This is a genomic window from Mesorhizobium sp. CA15 (assembly GCF_020165215.1).
Taxonomy (GTDB): domain Bacteria; phylum Pseudomonadota; class Alphaproteobacteria; order Rhizobiales; family Rhizobiaceae; genus Mesorhizobium.
In genome coordinates, this window is record NZ_JAIUHQ010000006.1 from 158743 (window position 1) to 177518 (window position 18776).

The 18776-nt window shown below is 60.5% G+C and carries 14 protein-coding genes; 11 read left to right on the forward strand and 3 right to left on the reverse strand.

Annotated features, from left to right (window positions below):
• Positions 1-47 precede the first annotated feature (47 nt).
• The 3 genes from LB515_RS13255 (at position 48) to LB515_RS13265 (ending at position 4387) form a co-directional block, all read left to right on the forward strand.
• Positions 48-2762 carry an ABC transporter transmembrane domain-containing protein gene (locus LB515_RS13255; protein ID WP_224707981.1) on the forward strand — a complete coding sequence of 905 codons (2715 nt, stop codon included), beginning with the start codon at positions 48-50 and terminating at the stop codon, positions 2760-2762.
• A 187-nt stretch (positions 2763-2949) separates the two neighbouring features.
• On the forward strand, positions 2950-3399 hold the full coding sequence (locus LB515_RS13260) for a cyclic nucleotide-binding domain-containing protein (RefSeq protein WP_095765767.1): 450 nt from the start codon (positions 2950-2952) through the stop codon (positions 3397-3399).
• A 133-nt stretch (positions 3400-3532) separates the two neighbouring features.
• Positions 3533-4387 (forward strand): MBL fold metallo-hydrolase, encoded by an 855-nt coding sequence (locus LB515_RS13265; RefSeq protein ID WP_140846255.1) that lies wholly within the window; start codon positions 3533-3535, stop codon positions 4385-4387.
• Position 4388: 1 nt separating this feature from the next.
• Here LB515_RS13265 and LB515_RS13270 read toward each other — a convergent pair whose 3' ends face one another.
• Positions 4389-5153, reverse strand: coding sequence for a polysaccharide deacetylase family protein (locus tag LB515_RS13270; protein ID WP_140846256.1), 765 nt, complete (start codon positions 5151-5153; stop codon positions 4389-4391).
• Complete coding sequence (locus LB515_RS13275) at positions 5150-6238, reverse strand: glycosyltransferase family 4 protein (RefSeq protein WP_224707982.1); 1089 nt, start codon at positions 6236-6238, stop codon at positions 5150-5152. Before LB515_RS13275 ends, LB515_RS13270 begins: the two co-directional genes overlap by 4 nt.
• A gap of 75 nt (positions 6239-6313) precedes the next feature.
• Here LB515_RS13275 and LB515_RS13280 point away from each other — a divergent pair, with 75 nt between their 5' ends.
• The 8 genes from LB515_RS13280 to LB515_RS13315 all read left to right on the forward strand — a co-directional run bounded on the left by LB515_RS13280 (position 6314) and on the right by LB515_RS13315 (position 17302).
• Positions 6314-7492 carry a DUF3095 domain-containing protein gene (locus LB515_RS13280; protein ID WP_224639748.1) on the forward strand — a complete coding sequence of 393 codons (1179 nt, stop codon included), beginning with the start codon at positions 6314-6316 and terminating at the stop codon, positions 7490-7492.
• A 114-nt stretch (positions 7493-7606) separates the two neighbouring features.
• The gene (locus LB515_RS13285) at positions 7607-8950 is read left to right on the forward strand and encodes a nucleotide sugar dehydrogenase (protein ID WP_140846259.1); all 1344 of its coding nucleotides are present in this window, start codon (positions 7607-7609) and stop codon (positions 8948-8950) included.
• Positions 8951-9216: 266 nt separating this feature from the next.
• Positions 9217-10557, forward strand: a complete 1341-nt coding sequence (locus LB515_RS13290) for an adenylate/guanylate cyclase domain-containing protein (protein ID WP_095765761.1) — start codon at positions 9217-9219, stop codon at positions 10555-10557.
• Positions 10558-10704: 147 nt separating this feature from the next.
• Positions 10705-12600, forward strand: a complete 1896-nt coding sequence (locus LB515_RS13295; RefSeq protein WP_095765760.1) for an ABC transporter ATP-binding protein — start codon at positions 10705-10707, stop codon at positions 12598-12600.
• Positions 12597-14495: an ABC transporter substrate-binding protein gene (locus tag LB515_RS13300; RefSeq protein WP_095765759.1), complete on the forward strand. Its 1899-nt coding sequence runs from the start codon at positions 12597-12599 to the stop codon at positions 14493-14495. The genes LB515_RS13295 and LB515_RS13300 overlap by 4 nt, the downstream gene beginning before the upstream one ends.
• 2 nt (positions 14496-14497) lie before the next feature.
• A complete protein-coding gene (locus LB515_RS13305; RefSeq protein WP_095765758.1) occupies positions 14498-15496 on the forward strand; it encodes an ABC transporter permease in 999 nt (332 codons plus the stop codon).
• The gene (locus LB515_RS13310) at positions 15493-16674 is read left to right on the forward strand and encodes an ABC transporter permease (RefSeq protein ID WP_224707983.1); all 1182 of its coding nucleotides are present in this window, start codon (positions 15493-15495) and stop codon (positions 16672-16674) included. The genes LB515_RS13305 and LB515_RS13310 overlap by 4 nt, the downstream gene beginning before the upstream one ends.
• Positions 16675-16822: 148 nt before the next feature.
• Positions 16823-17302, forward strand: coding sequence for a class I SAM-dependent methyltransferase (locus LB515_RS13315; protein ID WP_140846271.1), 480 nt, complete (start codon positions 16823-16825; stop codon positions 17300-17302).
• Positions 17303-17333: 31 nt separating this feature from the next.
• Here LB515_RS13315 and LB515_RS13320 read toward each other — a convergent pair whose 3' ends face one another.
• Entirely contained in the window at positions 17334-18749 is a 1416-nt protein-coding gene (locus LB515_RS13320; RefSeq protein ID WP_224639747.1) for an adenylate/guanylate cyclase domain-containing protein, read from the reverse strand.
• Positions 18750-18776 lie beyond the last annotated feature (27 nt).

Here is an 18776-nt window from a genome sequence, read left to right on the forward strand (position 1 = left end):
GCTGATGCTTTTACTTTGTTCTTTAAACTGAAGGTCCACAGTCGCATATGGAACCCAGCCTGGCTCGCTATATTTGGACGCACACCAAGAAGCAGCAGCTCTGGATATTGGTTATCGTCTTGCTTTCGATGATCCCGTATTTCATGTCCTTTGACCTGCCGAAGTTGATTGTCAACGGCCCGATCCAAGGTCGCGGCTTCGAGCAGCCGGGCGCGACCCAGCCATTCATGAGGCTACACTATAACCTGCCGTTCATCGGAGAGGTCCAGTTCTTTCCTGGCTTTCAGCTCGACCGCACGACGACGCTGCTTGCCCTGAGCCTTGTGTTCCTCCTGCTGGTCATCATCAACGGCCTGTTCAAATTCTACATCAATACCTACAAGGGCCGCCTCGGTGAACGGATGCTGCGCCGTATCCGCTTCGAACTGGTCGATCGTGTGCTGCGGTTTCCGCCGCGTTATTTCAAGCGCGTGAAATCCGCCGAGGTGGCAACCATGGTGAAGGACGAGGTGGAGCCGCTGGGCGGTTTCATCGGCGATGCTTTCCTGCAGCCGGTGCTGCTCGGCGGCCAGGCGGTGACGGCCATGCTGTTCATTGTGGTCCAGAACTTCTGGCTCGGAATGATCGCCGCCGTGATCGTCTTGATCCAGATCGTGCTGATCCCGCGAATGCGGCGGCGGCTGATCGTGCTCGGGCGCAAACGGCAGTTGACGGCGCGCGCGCTATCGGGCCGCGTCGGCGAAATCGTCGACGGCATCGGCGCGGTCCACGTCCATGATACGTCAAACTACGAGCGCGCCGACATAGCTGCCCGGCTCGGGCTCATCTTCAAGATCCGCTTCGATCTTTACCAATGGAAATTCATGGTGAAGTTCCTCAACAATTTTCTCGCGCAGATCACGCCCTTTCTGTTCTACATGGTCGGCGGGTATCTGGTCATTCAGGGGCGGCTGGACGTCGGTCAGCTCGTGGCCGTGATCGGCGCCTACAAGGACCTGCCCGGACCGATGAAGGAACTGATCGACTGGGATCAGGACCGGCAGGATGTCCAGGTCAAATACCAGCAGGTCGTCGAACAATTCACCGTCGAGGGTCTCATTGCGCCGCGAATCGGGGCACTGACGATCGACGATCCCGGTCCGATGACCAACCCCCTCTCGGCGATCGGTCTGTCCATGGCAGACGATGGCGGTGCAATGCTCCTCGACCGTATCTCTCTCCAGGTCAAGCCGGGTGAGACGGTGGCGCTGGTCAGCACCTCAACAGGTGGAGCGGAGGCGCTTGCAGAGGCCTTCGCGCGGCTGAACTGGCCGGAAAGCGGAAAGGTCGCTTCGGGTGCCGACGACCTGCTTGAACTCCCCGAAGCGGTGACCGGCCGGCGCATGTCCTATGCCTCGTCGGACGTTTTCCTGTTCCAGGCAAGCCTCCGCGACAATCTGCTCTACGGGTTGAAGCATGCGCCGCTGACATCGGTGACTTATGACGGTGCCGCGGCGGACCAGCACCGCTGGAACATCCACGAGGCGCGCCGGTCGGGCAACCCGGACCTTGATATCCACAGCGACTGGATCGACTATGCTTCCGTCGGCGCTACCGGCCCGCACGACCTCTTTGAAGCCGTGCGCCAGGTGCTCGACGCGGTTCTTCTGTCGCGCGACATTTTGGATCTAGGCTTGCGTTCTTCGGCCGACCTCACGCGTCACACGGCGCTTGCTGGGCGGATCGTCGAACTGCGTGCGGCGCTGCGAACCCGGCTGGAACACGAAGGATTGAACGGACTGGTGGTTCCTTTCGAACCGGGCGCCTACAATAAGGAAGCAACGATCGGCCAGAACCTGCTCTTCGGCGCTGCCGCCGGCCCGGAGCTGGCCGACAGGGCTCTGGCGGCAAATCCCTATTTTGCTTCCGTGCTGAGGCAAGCCGGCCTCGATCGCACGCTCTACGAAATGGGCATGGATATCGCCAAACAAGCGATCGAGCTGTTTGCCGACCTGCCGCCCGATCACCAGTTCTTCCAGCAGCTCGCCTTCATGAGCGCCGAGGAGATACCAGCCTACGAAACCTTGCTGCAACGGCTCAAGAACCGTCCCTACGAGACGGTCTCGGAGAACGACCGCGCCATGATCGTCACCCTGAGCTTTGCCTATATCGAGCCCCGGCATCGCTTCGGCCTGCTCAGCGACGAATTGATGAACAAGATCGTCGCCGCACGCAACCAGTTCTATGAAGACCTGCCGCCCGAGCTGCAAAACGCCGTCGAACGCTACGATCCTGCCAAATACATTGCTGCGGCTACTGTCATGGACAATGTCCTGTTCGGGCGTCTGGGCAGCAACCATCCCGATGCGCCGGACCGCATACGCTCCATTGTCTATGATATTCTTGATGAACTGGGGCTTTATGCCGAACTGCTGGATGTCGGCTTGGACTTCAACGTCGGCGCCGGCGGCAGGCGGTTGACCAGTGGACAGCGACAGAAGCTCGATGTTGCCCGGGCCCTGCTCAAGCGTCCCGATTTTCTCATTTTCAACCGGCCGCTGTCGGCGCTCGACCAGCGCGTACAAGAAAAGGTGCTGCAAAACGTGCTCGAGGAAGCCAGACGCGACGGCCGTTCGCCGGCAATTGTGTGGGTCGTGACGAATCCGGCAATGGCGATGATGTTCGATCGCGTTGTCGTCTTCGACTCGGGTCGTTTGGTGGAAGACGGACCACACGAGACGCTTTTGGCGGGGAGCGGTATTTTCAAGGAACTGCTGTCATAGAGCCCGGACATTCAGATGGGATCGTTCCGCCGATGGGAACTTGCTGCAAGCTCAAGAGATTAACGTTTCCAACTGATCAGGCCGCCACGTTCGCGCGGTTCGTCCCGCTATCCGCAAGCAGAATTGATTCCATCTGGATGTCGGTTGTTCTAGTCTGGCAAACGTGAATTTTGGGAGGTTTGCGACAATGCTGCTCAAGGATGAGGTCGGAATGCTGCAACGCGTTCCCTTGTTCTCTGGCATCGAGCCGGCAAAGCTCAAGCTGCTTGCGTTCACATCTGATCGCGTAAGCTACAGCGCCGGCCAGATCCTTTTCCGGCAGGGCGACGAGGGAGACGCCGCCTATGTCATCCTTTCAGGCAAGGCCGATATTCTGGTCGATTCCGAGAGCGGACCGATAAAAGTTGCCGAACTGCTGCCAAATTCGATCGTTGGCGAGATCGCCATATTGTGCAACAGCTCCCGCACGGCCACCGTCAGAGCCGCAAGTCCGGTGGAAGCCTTGAGAATTCGCAAGGATCATTTCCTGAGGCTTATGAAGGAGTTCCCGGAAATGACCGTCGAGATGGTTCGGGTTCTCGCCGATCGCCTAAGCCATACGACCGCGGATCTGATCGACGCACGAAGCGCCAAATAACGAATGATTTGCGCCGATCCTTGCCGTCGTGATGGCACTGACCTCTCATGGACAAGGTCATCAGGAGGAAAACCTGTCTCGCCTAGCAGCAGTTGTTTGGCTACGATGGCCTAGGGGACTATGAAGGGCTTGCATGGACGACGACGTTTTCCTGGTCAGGTTTTGGGGCGTCCGCGGCAGCATTTCGGTATCGGGGCCAGACTTCTCCCGCTATGGCGGCAACACGATCTGCATTGAGATGCGATGCGGCAAGCATACGCTTCTGTTCGACGCCGGCTCCGGCTTGCGGCCTGCCGGCTGGGCGCTTCGGGCGTCGGGCGTGACCGATTTCGACCTGTTTTTCACCCACTGCCATTATGACCACATCATCGGGCTGCCGGCATTTAAGCCGATCTATGACCGCAGCGTCAAAGTCAGGCTTTGGTCCGGGCATCTTGCAGGACGCATGACGACCCGACAGATGGTCGATGAGTTCATGCGGCCGCCTTGGTTTCCGGTGAGACTGGACGTCTGCAAGGCAAGCCTCGACTATTGCGATTTCGTGTCAGGAGACGTGCTTCGGCCGCGTGAAGGGGTGGTGATCCGAACCGGCAGTCTCACCCATCCCGGTGGCTGTATAGGCTATCGGGTCGAATGGGGTGGCCGCGTCGTGGCGGTGATCACAGACACCGAACATGAGTCGGGTAAACTCGATCAGGCGGTGCTCGGCCTAATCGAAGATGCCGACCTCGTCATTTACGATTGCGCCTACACCGAGGAGGAAATGGAACGCTACCGCGGGAACGGGCACTCGACATGGCAACAGGGGGTCAAGCTCTGCGAGGCGGCCCGTGCGCGGGAGCTTGCGCTGGTTCACCACGATCCGGCGCGCACCGACGAGGAACTGGACGAGATCGAGAAACTGGCCAAGAACAGGTTTGCCGGCTCTTTTGCCGCGCGGGATGGTCAGACGCTCGAATTTCCAGTCTTATCGCACAAAGCGGGCTGAGCTATTTTCCTCTGCTGGCGCTGCGCCCGATCAATGTCCTGATCGGATGCCATGCACAGGCTGCATTGCGTGCGGTGACGGCGAACAGCCGTTCGAGGAAAAGCCAGGCCGATTCATCATGCACGAGATGATGGGTGAGCAGGCCGACCGGTTCGCCGCCGTCGAATGCATGCCGCAATTGCGCGGCGACGGCCTGAACCAATAGGCCATGATCGCGGCAGCCGCGCGTGCCATGCCAATCCATGATGTCGACATTGCTGTTGATGACCGCCAGCGAAGCCGGCTTCGGCGGCCCAAAGACCGACAGTGCCAAAAATCCTATCGACCCAAGGTCGGATACCAAGCCGGCGTCGATCCTGTTCCAGGGTGGCACCAGCATCGGAACGGCACGTGCGCCGTGCAAGCCGGTTATGCGAGAGAGCCCGCGAGCCAGATCATCGAGCACCGCCTCGGGTGGCCGATGCGGCCCGAGTTCCTGCTTTTTCTGGTCCTCGGGCGCATGATTTCGGTGCGCCCAGCCATGGATGGCGACCGTGGCATGCGGCGCCTCGTCAAGCCGGACGACAAGCTTCTCATCAGTCAGGGCTGGAATGACGGCCAGAGCGACCGGAACCCCGAATTCACTGGTGAGGTCGAGCAGCCGATCAAGCGCAAGCGTCGGATCCACGGCGTCATCGTCGCGCAGCCAGAATTCTGCCTTGCGGTCCGCCCGTTGCCAGCGCGCCAGTTCTTCCACCAAAGGTTGCCAGATCGGATCGGATGTCATGAGACCGGGATCTTCGCAAGAAGTTCGGCCAGACGCGCCGCCGCCGTATCGAGCGAGCGCTCCTCGAGGATGAAACGTCTGGCTTCTGCGGCCATGATGGTTCTTTCGTCGTTACGGGCCAGAAGCCTTTCAATGGCAGAAGCGAACGCCGTCACATCGCCCGGCGGGGTGAGGAACCCGGCCTGGCCATCCCGCACGACCTCCGGCACGCCGGCGATGTCCTGAGCCACCACCGGAAGGCCGGCGGCCTGTGCTTCAAGATAGGCAACGCCATAGGCCTCGCCGAAACCCGGCCAGACGTAAATTCCCCCACTGTAGAGGACATCCGGCACGGCGGCCGGCTCAATCGCGCCGAGCCATTCGATACGGTCGGCGGGCAAGCCGGCGAATTGCGCTTTAACCTCGTCACGGGCGGGCCCGTCCCCGACGACCGACATGGTCCAGCGCAGGTGACCGATCGAACCGAGCGCTTGCGCCAGCATGCGATAGCTTTCGAGTTTGTCGCCCCGGCGCATCATGGCGACGGTAACGAGGCGCGTCGGACAACCCCGTGCCGGCATTTCACGGAATGCCGATGTGTCGATGAAGGGCGAAAGCGTGCCGAAAGTGGCGCCGGGTACCGCATCCGCCAGTCCCTGGCGGTCCCTTTGCGTGAAGCAGATGTTCAGTGCCGCCTGTTCGACGGCTCGCGTTACCAACGCTTGCGTATCGGCCCACAAACCGGCGTTGCGCCGTCTCGAATAGGAGGCTTCCGCCGTCACATAGGGGACAGCGAAGGCCGACGCCAGCTCGGGCCCGATCAGGTCGGGCGCCTTGTAATAGGGATGATAGGAGAACCAGAGATCGGGCTTGCCGTCACGATCCCAAAGCCTTGTCAGCCTCGCGGCTTCCTCTCGGGCCTCGATCTTGAGCGCATCGAGACTTTTCGGCTCCGGTTCGCGTAGGTAGAAGCGCAATTCGGATGCCAGTTCGACGCTATGCCCTCCATGCTCCAGCGCCTTGATCAGCGTCCGTGCCATCTGGCGATCGCCTGAGGCAACGGGATCATTGGGTGACTTCAGCGGCGCGTAGAAGGCAATTCGCATTGCCGGACCCTATCATCGGAAAGCCGGCGCAAGTCAATTTCGCAGCATGATCGACTTCACCCTTCAAGCAGTGGAATGTGCTATCTGATGCCCATGGAAACAGCTGCCGCGTCCGACCCGTTTGTGGCTTCTCTGCCGGTTTTCGCAAAGTTCGAAAGCGTTGCCGATATCGACAACTATCGGCCTCTCCCCGATGGCTGGGCGCTGGCCACCGCCGACATCGTCGGCTCGACCAAGGCGATCGAGGCTGGGCGCTATAAAACCGTCAATATGGCCGGGGCCAGTGTCATTTCGGCGCTGCTCAATGCGCTGGGTCGGCAAGATTTTCCCTTTGTTTTCGGCGGCGACGGCGCGCTCGTGGCGTTTCCCGGCTCGGCGCTGGAGATCACCCGCAACGCGCTGGCGGCTGTCCAGAGATGGGTGGCGGACGAACTGGACCTGACCTTGCGTGCCGCAATCGTGCCGATAAAGGATATAAGAGCGCAAGGTCTCGACGTTCGCGTGGCGAGGTTCCAAGCCTCCGAAGCGGTCTTCTATGCCATGTTCGCCGGCGGTGGTGGCAGTTGGGCGGAAACCGAGATGAAAGCCGGGCGCTACCGCGTCGATCCTGCGCCGGCCGGCGCGCGGCCGGATCTGACCGGCCTCTCCTGCCGCTGGAACCCGATCGAAGCACGGCATGGCGACATCGTCTCGATCATAGCCATACCGGGTCCGTCGCGCGACTTGCGCGGTTTTCAGTCTCTGGTTTCCGACATCATTGCCCTTGCCGGCAGGCAGGAACGCGATGGCCATCCAGTGCCGGTGAACGGGCCGGCCTACAGTTTTTCGCCCGCCGGCTTCGATCTCGAGGCGAGGGCCGTGGCGCCGGCAGGACGGCGGTGGTTGTCGAAGCTGTGGATATTGTTCCTGCTGACGCTAGCGGCCGTTGCCGATCGATTCGGGTGGACGATCGGTCGTTTCGATCCGAAGGTCTACAAACGCGACGTGGCCAGCAATTCGGATTTCCGGAAGTTCGACGACGGCTTGAAGATGACCATCGACGTTGACTCGGACGTCTTGCAACGGATCGAGAACCGGCTGAAACAGGCGGAAGAGGCGGGCATCTGCACCTATGGCCTGCACCGCCAGAAATCGGCCTTGATGACATGCCTCGTCGCTTCGCCGCTGCAGCGCGACCACCTTCATTTCATCGATGGCGCGGCCGGCGGCTATGCGAGGGCTGCCGCAAGCCTGAAGGCGAAGGTGCCGGTTTGATGACGGCTTGCGGAAACCGATCTTCCGCAATATGCCTCGGCCATGGTCCTTGAGACCAAGTGAGCCTCGCCACGGGAACGGACAGCCTGTCCGAATTGACGGGAAAGCAGATTTTTGGACGCCTCACGATCGATATATGACCATCTTCTAAACCGGATTTCGACGCGCGCTGCACAAGTCGGCGTGATCGGACTGGGCTATGTCGGATTGCCGCTGGCGGTTGCGGTCGCACGCGCCGGCTTCCCGATTTCGGGCTTCGACATCGAAGCCCACAAGGTCGAGAGCCTGAACAACGGCCAATCCTACATCGAGGCGGTGGCGTCGACAGCCCTTGCCGGCCAGGTGGCGAGCGGACGGTTCCGCGCCACTGCGGATTTTGCGGAACTGGCCGTCTGCGAGGTCATCATCATCTGCGTTCCGACACCGCTGACGAAAAACCGTGAGCCGGATCTCTCCTTTGTCAGGAAAACGGCAGGCACCATTGCGAAGCATCTGCGTCCCGGCCAGCTGGTCGTGCTGGAATCGACCACCTATCCCGGCACCACCGATGACGTGATCAAGCCCATACTGGAAGAAACCGGCTTGCGGTCGAAGATAGACTTCTTCCTCGGCTTCTCGCCCGAACGCGAGGATCCCGGCAACCGCAGCTTCGAAGTCGCGACGATCCCTAAGGTCGTGGCAGGCGACGGCATTGAAGCGGCGACGCTCGTGCAGGCTTTCTACCAGGGCGTGGTCAAGACCGTCGTTCCGGTTTCCACCACGGCGACCGCCGAGGCGGTCAAGCTGACGGAAAACATCTTCCGCTCGGTCAACATAGCACTCGTCAACGAGTTGAAGGTCGTGCTCGGTGCGATGGACATCGACATCTGGGAGGTGATCGAGGCGGCAAAGAGCAAGCCCTTCGGCTACATGCCGTTCTATCCTGGCCCCGGACTTGGCGGGCACTGCGTTCCGATCGATCCCTTCTACCTGACGTGGAAGGCGCGCGAATACGAACTGCCGACCCGCTTCATCGAGCTGGCGGCAGAGATCAACACGGCCATGCCGCGTCATGTGGTCGATGAACTGGCGAAGGCGCTGGACCGGCGCTGTGGTAAGGCGCTCAGCCGCTCGCGCATTCTCATCGTCGGGCTCGCCTATAAGAAGAATGTGCCCGATATCCGCGAAAGCCCCTCATTGCGGCTCATTGAACTCATCGAGGAATGGGGCGGCAAGGCGGAGTTCCACGATCCGCATGTTACCGAGATACCGACCACGCGGGAGCATATGGCGATCAAGGGGCGCCGCTCGGTCGAATTGACCGAGGCGGCTCTGAAGGATTTCGATGCTGTCGTCGTTGCAACCGACCACGACGCGATCGACTATCAGACGATCGCCGATCACGCCCCTCTAATCGTCGACACACGCAATGTTTTTGGCCGCCTCGGGCTGGACCGAGAGACAGTGCTAAAGGCCTGACGGCATCTGAGCCGGCGAATTTCTTGTGCGGTGTCAGGATCGTGGTTGCACTCCGTCGGCTGACTCGCCACATAACGCCACCGAATACAGATGCATTTATGCCTTCCCCTTGGCCGCAAGGATAGTCATCCGGGATATTCTTCGCCGCTTTTGCCGCCGAGGCCGGCCTTGTTGACTTCGGGTGTCTTATCGTTGGGTCGTTGACGGACTGTGTTATGGCAGATCAGAGGATAATGGTTCCGTCTTCCGACGGGTTTCGAGATAGCATGAGCACATCGTACGCAGAAATTTCCACCATTCTCATGGATAAGGTTGCCGATTGGCTGAACGAATCGGCGCTGGCGGGCAACGACCTGGAAACATTGGTAAATGGCTTTTGCGAACGGCTGGCTGCTGCCGGCCTGCCGCTGAAGCGGGTGCATTTGAGCTTCTCGATGCTTCACCCGCTCTATGACGCGCTTGGCTTCACCTGGGTTCGCGGCCAGGGCATGGAAGTGGAAGGCTTCCGCAAGGAGGCCGGTGTGCCGTCTGAGAGATTCCTGACCAGCCCATACTACCATCTGCTCAGCAATAAGCTCGACCATCTGCGACGCCGGCTCGACCCGTCGGTGGTGTCGGAGTTTCCTGTTTTCGATGACCTCCGACTTATGGGCATCACCGATTACATGGCTTTCGTCCATCCCTTCAGCGGCAACGCCAGTCAGGGCATGATGGGATCTTGGTCGACCGACAGCGCCGCGGGCTTCAGCGACAGCATGATTTCGGCGCTGCTGCGCATCCAGAGCCATCTCGCTATCGCCACCAAGATGGCGGTGCTCACCAAGCTCGCCGACAACATGATGACCACCTATCTCGGCGGCGACGCTGGCAGGCGCGTTCTTGACGGCCAGATCAAGCGCGGCGAGGGCGATACAATCCGGGCCGCACTGGTCATGGGAGATATGCGCGGGTCGTCGAGGCTCGCCGAAACCTCCGGCCGCGAAGTCTATATCGATACGCTGAACCAGTTTTTCGACGCCGTTGCCGCACCTTTCAATCGCAACGGCGGGCAGATCATGAGTTTCATCGGTGATGGCTTCATTGCCGTCTACCCTTGCGAAAGGCACCGTTCGCAGTCCGAGATCGCCTGCCAGGCTGCGCTTGCGGCCGCGCACAAGGCCAGCGCGCGCATGATGGATCTCAACCTGCGCCGAAAGGAGCAGGGGTTGTCAGACATCAAATTCGGTATCGGCCTGCATGTCGGCAATGTGATGTTTGGCAATGTCGGGCTTAAAGACCGGCTCACATTCTCTGTCTTCGGCTCGGCTGTGAACGAGGTCCAGCGCCTGCAGACCCTGACCAAGAAATATCCGCACAGCGTTCTGGCCAGCAAAGACTTCGCCGGCTATTGCGGCGCCAACAGCTGGCTGACGCTCGGCCACGAGGAACTGGCTGGCATCAAGCAGAAGCTGATGGTGCTTTCACCCGATCTGTCGGGAGCCCTCGTACCCGATGAAGACGGTGCGCCGGAGCCGATTCACGACCGAAGATCGGACGCCGAGCAGGTCATGCTGCTTCATCGCGATGCCGCGCGGATGGCGGCGGGCGACCCGAGTAAGCTCCAGTAAACCGCCGCGATCTGGCCCGATCGCCTTTGGTAGCCAGTTTGGTCGTCGGTACCGCCACTGGCGACCGCTTCGAATCCAAGTTGCTCTGCGCTGACAATGCGCTAGTCTCGCTTTCTGGAGAGCTGCCAGAGTGGGGCTGGTGTGAGAATGAATTCGAGTGTCGATCTGCTGCGGATCGAAGACGTTGGCATCTCTTTTGCCATCATGGGGGGGCCGTTGCATGCCGTCAGGCGCGCAAATCTTCGCGTCCTGCCCGGTAAGGTTACCGCGCTTGTGGGCGAGTCAGGTTCCGGTAAATCGGTTCTCAGCCAAGCCGTGATGGGCATTTTGCCGAACACAGCCCATGTTCGCGGCCGGATCCTGTTCTCCGATCCTGAAAAGCCCGGCACGACGCAGGATATTCTCAAGATGTCGCGTGATGGGCCCGAAATCCGGGCGTTGAGAGGCAGCCGCATCGGCAAGATCTTTCAGGAGCCGATGACATCGCTGTCGCCGCTCCACACGATCGGCAACCAAGTCAGCGAATCCCTGCAGATTCATACGCCCATGGCTCGGGCGGAGCGCAAGGCGCGGACCGAGGAAATGCTCAGCCTCGTCGGCTTTCCCAATCCCAAGCGCGCCTATGACATGTATCCCTTCGAACTTTCTGGAGGATTGCGTCAGCGCGCCATGATCGCCATGGCGCTTATCTGCCGGCCCGCCCTGTTGATCGCCGATGAGCCGACGACGGCGTTGGACGTCACCATCCAGGCGCAAATCCTGCAATTGCTGCGCGGGCTTCAGACCAAGCTGAACATGGCGATGCTGCTGATCACGCACGACCTCGGCGTGGTCGCCAATGTCGCCGACGAGGTGGTGGTCATGTACCATGGCGAGATCATGGAGGCGGGACCTGTCGAGGCGATATTCCGCCGGCCAGGCCATCCTTACCTTAAGGGCCTGATGGCAGCCGTTCCGCATTTCGACCTGAAGCCTGGCGAAAGGCTAAAGGCGCTACGCGAGGTGCCGGTGAATGTCGGAAACCTGCTCGGCAAGCAGACCGCGCCGGCATCGGAGGGGCCGGACGACATCCTACTGTCGGTCAGGGATCTGACAAAGACCTTCACCATCCGCAAGTCCGGATGGTTCGGCGGGGATCATCAAACCTCTGTTCGCGCCGTCGACGGTGTGAGCTTCGACATCAGGCGAGGTGAATGCCTGGGTCTGGTCGGCGAAAGCGGTTCCGGCAAAACCACCGTCAGCAAGATCCTCATGCGGGCCGTCACTCCCAGCGGTGGTTCTGTGATCTTCAACAGCCGCGAGGGACCGATCGACGTCCTGGCAGGCGAGGGAGAGGCCTTGCACATGCTGCGCGCGAAAATCCAGATGGTCTTTCAGGATCCGGTTTCGTCGCTTTCACCTCGCATGACGGTGGAGAACATCTTGAGCGAGCCGCTGGAAATCCATCAGCGCGGCAATGCCGCGTCCCGGTTAGCCATGGTCAAGAACCTGATGCAGGCAATCGGGCTCGATCCGCGCTTTATCAAACGTTACCCGCACAGTTTCTCCGGCGGGCAGCGTCAGCGTATCGGCATCGCGCGCGCGCTAGCGCTGGGGCCTGAACTGCTAATCTGCGACGAGCCGGTTTCGGCGCTCGACGTCTCCGTCCAGGCGCAGATCCTGAACCTTCTGAAGGATCTGCAGAAGGAACTGGGACTGACCTACCTGTTCATATCCCACAACCTGGCGGTGGTGGACTACATGGCAGACCGCATAGCCGTGATGTGCGGCGGGCGTATCGTCGAGCTTGCGCCGCGCGAAATCCTGCTCAGGAAACCGATCCACCCCTACACGCGCTCACTGGTCGCCGCAGTGCCTTTCCCCGATCTCGACAGGCCGATGGATTTCAAGACGCTGAAGCTCAGCGGCGCTTCCGACAGTAGCGCCTGGGGACCGCAATTCCGCGACGAGGGCAGCGACGATATGCTATCGCCGCTCGATCTTGGCGGCGGCCACCTCGTGCTGGCCCGGCGTTCGGCCGATGTCAGCGAGCTGCGCCATTGATCAGCCGGCGCACCGTCCTCGGACTCTTGGCTTCGGCATTTGTGCCGAGCACGTTGCACGCCGGCGATCTGGAGCCAGAATTTCTTCAGCCGCTGCTGAAGGCCCTGGCGCTGCCGGCACTCGCCAAACGCCTGCCCAAGAGCCCGCGCGTGGTGAACCTCGCTGCAATGGGCCGGCAGCCCGGCCAGTATGGCGGCACGCTGCGCACGATCATCGGCAGCCAGAAAGATATCCGGTTGATGACCATCTACGGATATGCTCGCCTGGTCGGCTATGACGAAAAGCTCAACCTGCAACCCGACATTCTCGAAAGTTTCGACGTGGCGGACGATCGCGTCTTCACTTTCAAGATACGGGAAGGACATAAATGGTCTAACGGCAGCCTGCTGACGCCGGAGGATTTTCGCTATTGCTGGGAAGATGTCTGGCTGAACGATGAGCTTACGCAAGGCGGGCTCCCCCCGACGCTGCTGGCGGACGGCAAGCCGCCACGCTTCGAGATCGTCGATCCGCTGACGGTCCGCTATAGCTGGGATGCGCCAAATCCCGACTTCCTGCCCAAGCTCGCTGCCGCTTCGCCGCTATCGCTTGTTCTGCCGGCCGCCTATCTCAAGCAGTTCCACAAGAAATACCAGGATCCATTCCGGCTCGCCGGCCTGATGGAGGAGAACAGGGCCAAGAAATGGACGCTCCTGCATATCCGCATGTCTCGGCAGTATCGCCCGGAGAACCCGGAACTGCCGACGCTCGATCCCTGGCAGAACCGGACCAAGCCGCCGGCCGAGCAGTTTGTCTTCGAGCGAAACCCGTTCTTTCATCGAATAGACGAGAATGGCCGGCAACTGCCCTATGTTGACCGGGTAATCATGAATGTGAGCTCGTCGGCGATCATCTCCGCCAAGACCGGTGCCGGCGAGAGCGACCTGCAATGTATGGGAATTGACTTTGCCGATTACTCCTTCCTGAAGGATGCGGAGAAGCGCTACCCGGTGAAGATGCATCTGTGGAAACGCACACAGGGTTCGCGGCTGGCGCTGCTGCCCAATCTGAATTGTGCCGACCAGGTGTGGCGTGGCCTTTTTCGTGACGTGCGCATGCGTCGCGCACTTTCGCTTGCTGTGGACAGGCGCGAGATCAATTTGGCGGTGTTCTACGGATTGGCGCAGGAAAGTGCCGATACGGTCCTGCCAGAGAGCCCGCTCTACCGGCCGGAATTCGCGAAAGCCTGGGTAGCCCATGATCCCGACCAGGCCAATGCGCTGCTCGATGAGGTCGGGCTTCAGACGCGTGACGGTGACGGCTTGCGGATACTTCCCGACGGACGCCCGGCGCAAATCATCGTGGAAACGGCCGGCGAAAGCACACTGGAAACCGACGCGCTCGAACTCATCACCGATCACTGGCGCGAGATCGGCCTCGCCCTGTTCGTCCGGACTTCGCAGCGCGACATCTTCCGCAGCCGCGCGCTTGGCGGCGAGATCATGATGTCGATATGGTCGGGCATCGACAATGGCGTGCCGACCGCCGATATGAATCCGTACCAGTTGGCTCCCACCATGGACGACCAGCTGCAATGGCCGCTCTGGGGTGCTCACTACCTGTCCCATGGCACGCTCGGTGAGGCGCCCGATCTTCCGTCTGTCGTCGAGTTGATGGCTTTGCTCAAGCGCTGGAACGCTTCGACCGGAGCCGCTGAGCGCGCCGAAATCTGGAATTCAATGCTGTCGATCTACACCGATCAGGTGTTTTCGATCGGCACGGTGAACGGAACGCATCAGCCGATTCTGGCGTCCTCGCGGCTGCGCAATCTGCCTGACAAGGCGCTCTACAGCTACGACCCGACCGCCTATTTCGGTGTCTATATGATGGACACATTCTGGCTTGGAGAGTCCTGAGCGTGCTTCGATATATTGTCTGGCGCATTGCTGTGATGGTTCCGACGCTGCTGATCATATCGGCGCTGGTGTTCACGATCATCGAACTTCCCCCGGGCGACTATTTCGACAGCTATGTTTCCGAGCTTCGGGCTCAGGGCGAAGCGGTGGATTCCGATCGCATCCAGATGATGCGCAAGGAGTATGGTTTCGACAAGCCGCCGGTCATTCGCTACTTCTACTGGGTCGGCGGAATGCTGCACGGCGATTTCGGCTATTCCTTCGAATATGAGCTGCCGGTTCGCGACGTCATCGGGGACCGAATGTGGCTGACCGTGCTGGTTTCCTTCGTCACGATCATCTTCACCTGGCTCATCGCCTTTCCGATCGGCATGTACTCAGCCACCCATCAATACAGCTGGGGCGACTACGGCCTGACTTTCTTCGGCCTTCTCGGCCTTGCCATTCCGAATTTCATGCTGGCGCTGATCCTGATGTATTTCGCCAACATCTGGTTCGGCACGTCCATCGGCCATCTCATGGACCAGCAATATCTCGGCGAGCCGATGAGCTGGGCCAAGGCGAAGTCGATCCTCGCCCATCTCTGGATCCCGGTCTTGATCATCGGCACCGGTGGCACGGCAAGCATGATCCGGCGGCTGCGCGCCAATCTGCTCGATGAGCTACACAAGCAATATGTCGTGACCGCGCGCGCCAAAGGCCTTCATCCCTTCAAGGCGCTGGTCAAATATCCGCTGCGCATGGCGCTCAATTTCTTCATTTCAGACATCGGCTCTATTCTGCCGGCCATCATTTCCGGCGCCGAAATCACGGCAATCGTGCTGTCTTTGGAAACGACCGGGCCGATGCTGATCAAGGCGCTGCAAAGCCAGGACATGTATCTGGCAGGGTCGTTCCTGATGTTCCTCGCCTTCCTTACGGTCATCGGCGTCCTGATTTCCGACCTCGCGCTGGCGCTGCTTGATCCGCGAATTCGTTTGCAGGGCGGGAGCACCAAATGAATACGCAATCGCCGCTGCCCGCTCCGGGTGCTCCACTACAACACTACGTTTCCATTGCGCCCTTTGACCTGCAGTCGGTCGAGGCGATGACGCCTGAGCAGTCGAAAGTCTTCCAGGCGTCGCAGTTGCGGCTGATGTGGTGGAAATTCCGACGGCACCGGCTTGCCCTCATATCCGGCATATTCCTGGCAGCGCTTTATCTTGGGATACTGATCTGCGAGTTCCTGGCGCCCTACAATCTGCACACGCGCAACATGGACTACATCTATTCGCCGCCGCAGTGGGTGCACCTGTTCCACAACGGCCAGTTTGTCGGGCCGTTCGTGTATGGCCGCGAGATGACGCTGGATATGGACACGCTCAAGCGGAACTATATGGACAAGCAGGATGATGTTCAGCGGATCCGTTTCTTCTGCAAGGGCGACAGCTACCGGTTCTGGGGCCTGATCGAAGGCGACAGGCATCTTGTCTGTCCTGCCGAAAACGGCCAGCTCTTCCTGGCCGGCACCGACAGGCTGGGGCGCGATGTGCTCTCGCGCATCATCTACGGCGCACGCATTTCACTGACAATCGGCCTGGTCGGCATCGGTTTCAGCTTCCTGCTCGGCATCGTCATCGGCGGGCTGGCCGGCTATCATGGCGGTATGTTCGACCTGATCGTTCAACGGATAATCGAAGTTCTGCAATCTATCCCCAGCATTCCGTTATGGCTGGCTCTGGCGGCGATCATGCCGATAACCTGGAGTCCGATCCTGATCTATTTCGGCATCACCGTCATCCTCGGGCTGCTCCACTGGACCGGGCTGGCGCGGGCCGTGCGTTCAAAGCTTCTAGCCTTGCGCGAGGAGGATTACGTTCTGGCCGCGCAATTGATGGGCGCCAGCAGCAGCCGCATTATCCGGCGGCACCTCATTCCCGGCTTCATGTCGCATCTGATCGCGACGGCGACGATCTCCATACCCGGCATGATCCTGGGCGAGACGGCGCTGAGCTTCCTCGGGCTCGGCCTGAGGGCGCCGATAACCAGCTGGGGCATCCTGCTCACCGAGGCGCGCAGCGTTAGCGTGATCGCGTTCTATCCATGGCTGCTTTTGCCGATCCTCCCCGTCATTCTCGTCATCCTGGCGTTCAACTTCCTCGGCGACGGCCTGCGGGACGCCGCAGACCCCTACAAGTGACATCGTTGTATTCCGCCGCGCGGCCTGCCGACGGCTCCACCCGGAATGACGCTTGTCGGCGGCCGGTGCGTTATTGCAGGGTTCGTCATTCGCCTTTATATGCGGCAAGCCTCGATCGGGGCTGCTGGTTCAGGACATACAATCGCATATGAGTCGCCTCGACAATTTCATCAGCCGGATGACCGCACAGCGCGACATTCTCAATCAAATCTGCCCCGAGGTGGCGAAGATGGAGGGGCTTGTGCTCGAACTTGGCCTCGGCAATGGCCGGACGTTCCACCATCTGCGCGAGCGCCTGCCCGGACGCCGGATCGTGGTGTTCGACCGCGAAGTTGGCGCACACGCCAGCTCAATTCCCGAAGCTGAAAATCTCGTGCTCGGCGATATACGCGAGACGGCGAGGAGGTTCATCGGCATCGACGCCGCTCTCGTCCATGCCGACATAGGCACCGGCTATGACGATCGCGATGCAGTGACTGCCACCTGGCTTCCCGATCTGATTGCGCGCATGCTTCGCGTCGGCGGCTTCGCGGTGAGCGGCACGCCGCTCGATCACCCGCAGCTGCAACGCCTGCCGGCGCCAACTCCGGAGCCCGCCGATCGTTATTTTCTCTGCAAGCGCGTGTGAGGGTGGAGACGGGTCTTTAGGGACCAAGTCTTCAAGGGATCGTATAGACTGCTATCTCCCGCTCAATGCCGCGCAGCGAGACCTCATGAGGCACGGGCGTCAGCGCCTTCCTTTGCAACAGATCGGCGGTGAGATTGTCGTCGACCACCGCACGAGTGGCGAAGATCGCCTGTGCATTGGCAAGATTCTGGACCCGCGATGCAATGTTGACCGTCTGGCCGAAATAGTCCTGTCGCTCGTTCATAGACACGGCGATGCAGGGGCCGGAATGGATTCCGATCTTGAGCAGCAGATCCTCGCGCCCGCTCTCGTCGTTGAGCGCACGCATGGCATCGCGCATCCTGAGGGCCGCGGCAATCGCACGATCAGGCGTCGCGAAGGTCGCCATCACCGCATCGCCGATCGTCTTCACCACCGCGCCAGCCTCCGCCGCGACGATCTCGTGCAGAACCTGAAAATGCGCGCGCACGAGATCGAAGGCCGAAAGATCGCCCACCCGCTCGTAAAGCGCGGTCGATCCGCGCAGGTCGGTGAACAGGAAGGTCAGGCTGGTGATCTTCAGGCGCTGGTTGATGTCGAGCGTATCCGTGCGATAGAGATCGCGGAACGTCTGATTGGTGAGCAGGCGCTTGGCTGTGAGGAAGGGCCGGCGCCTGCCCAGCAGATCGTGCAAGCCCTGACTGGCGATGAAGACCGTCGGCAGCACGCGTGTGTCGGTCCTGTTCTCCAGCGAAATGCGCAACGGCCCGGGTTGCATCTCCAGCGTCTGGCTCTGGACATGGTCGCGGTCGAAGACCAACGAAAGGCTTCGGCGCTCCTTTGTCGGCTCACCCTTCACGTCGATGAACTGCACCGAATGGGTAACCGGCTCGAAGACGATGATGAAATCGGACGGAAGCTGTACGGTCAGAACCGCCTTTTCACCGGGCGCAAGCTCGATGTCCTCCAGCGAGATTTCTTCCATCCTTTTCGCGAAGTCTTCATCCGGCAGATCGACGCCGGACGCCCAGTAGATCTGCCGGAAATACTCCATCAACGGCAGCTCATGCGGATTGTGGGCGGCGATCCTGCGTATGCGGGGACTGACGGTGAACGTCACCTCGACCATCTCGTCGAGGGTCGGTGAATAACCCTCGGCGCACAGCGTGCAGGTGTATTCGTCCTTTTGCACCGTTTTCAGCGTGGCGTTGGTGTCGAGCACGCCGCCACAGCCGGGGCACAGAACATTCCACGAAATGTCGAAGATGCCGACCCGCGCCGCATGGAGAAAGGCGCCTATGGTGCGCTCCTCGTCGAGGCCATGCTTGCTGGCGAAGGCCGGCGCATTGATGCGGCAAAGCTCACGGTCCCCGCCTTCCGCGATGGTTCGCTGGATCGCGTCGATTGCCAGTGGATCGACATCTGGTGATTGCCGCAAAAGCGAGAACAGATCCTGAGCTTCGTTCATCGTGCAGGCTCCGAAAATGCGCCCAAG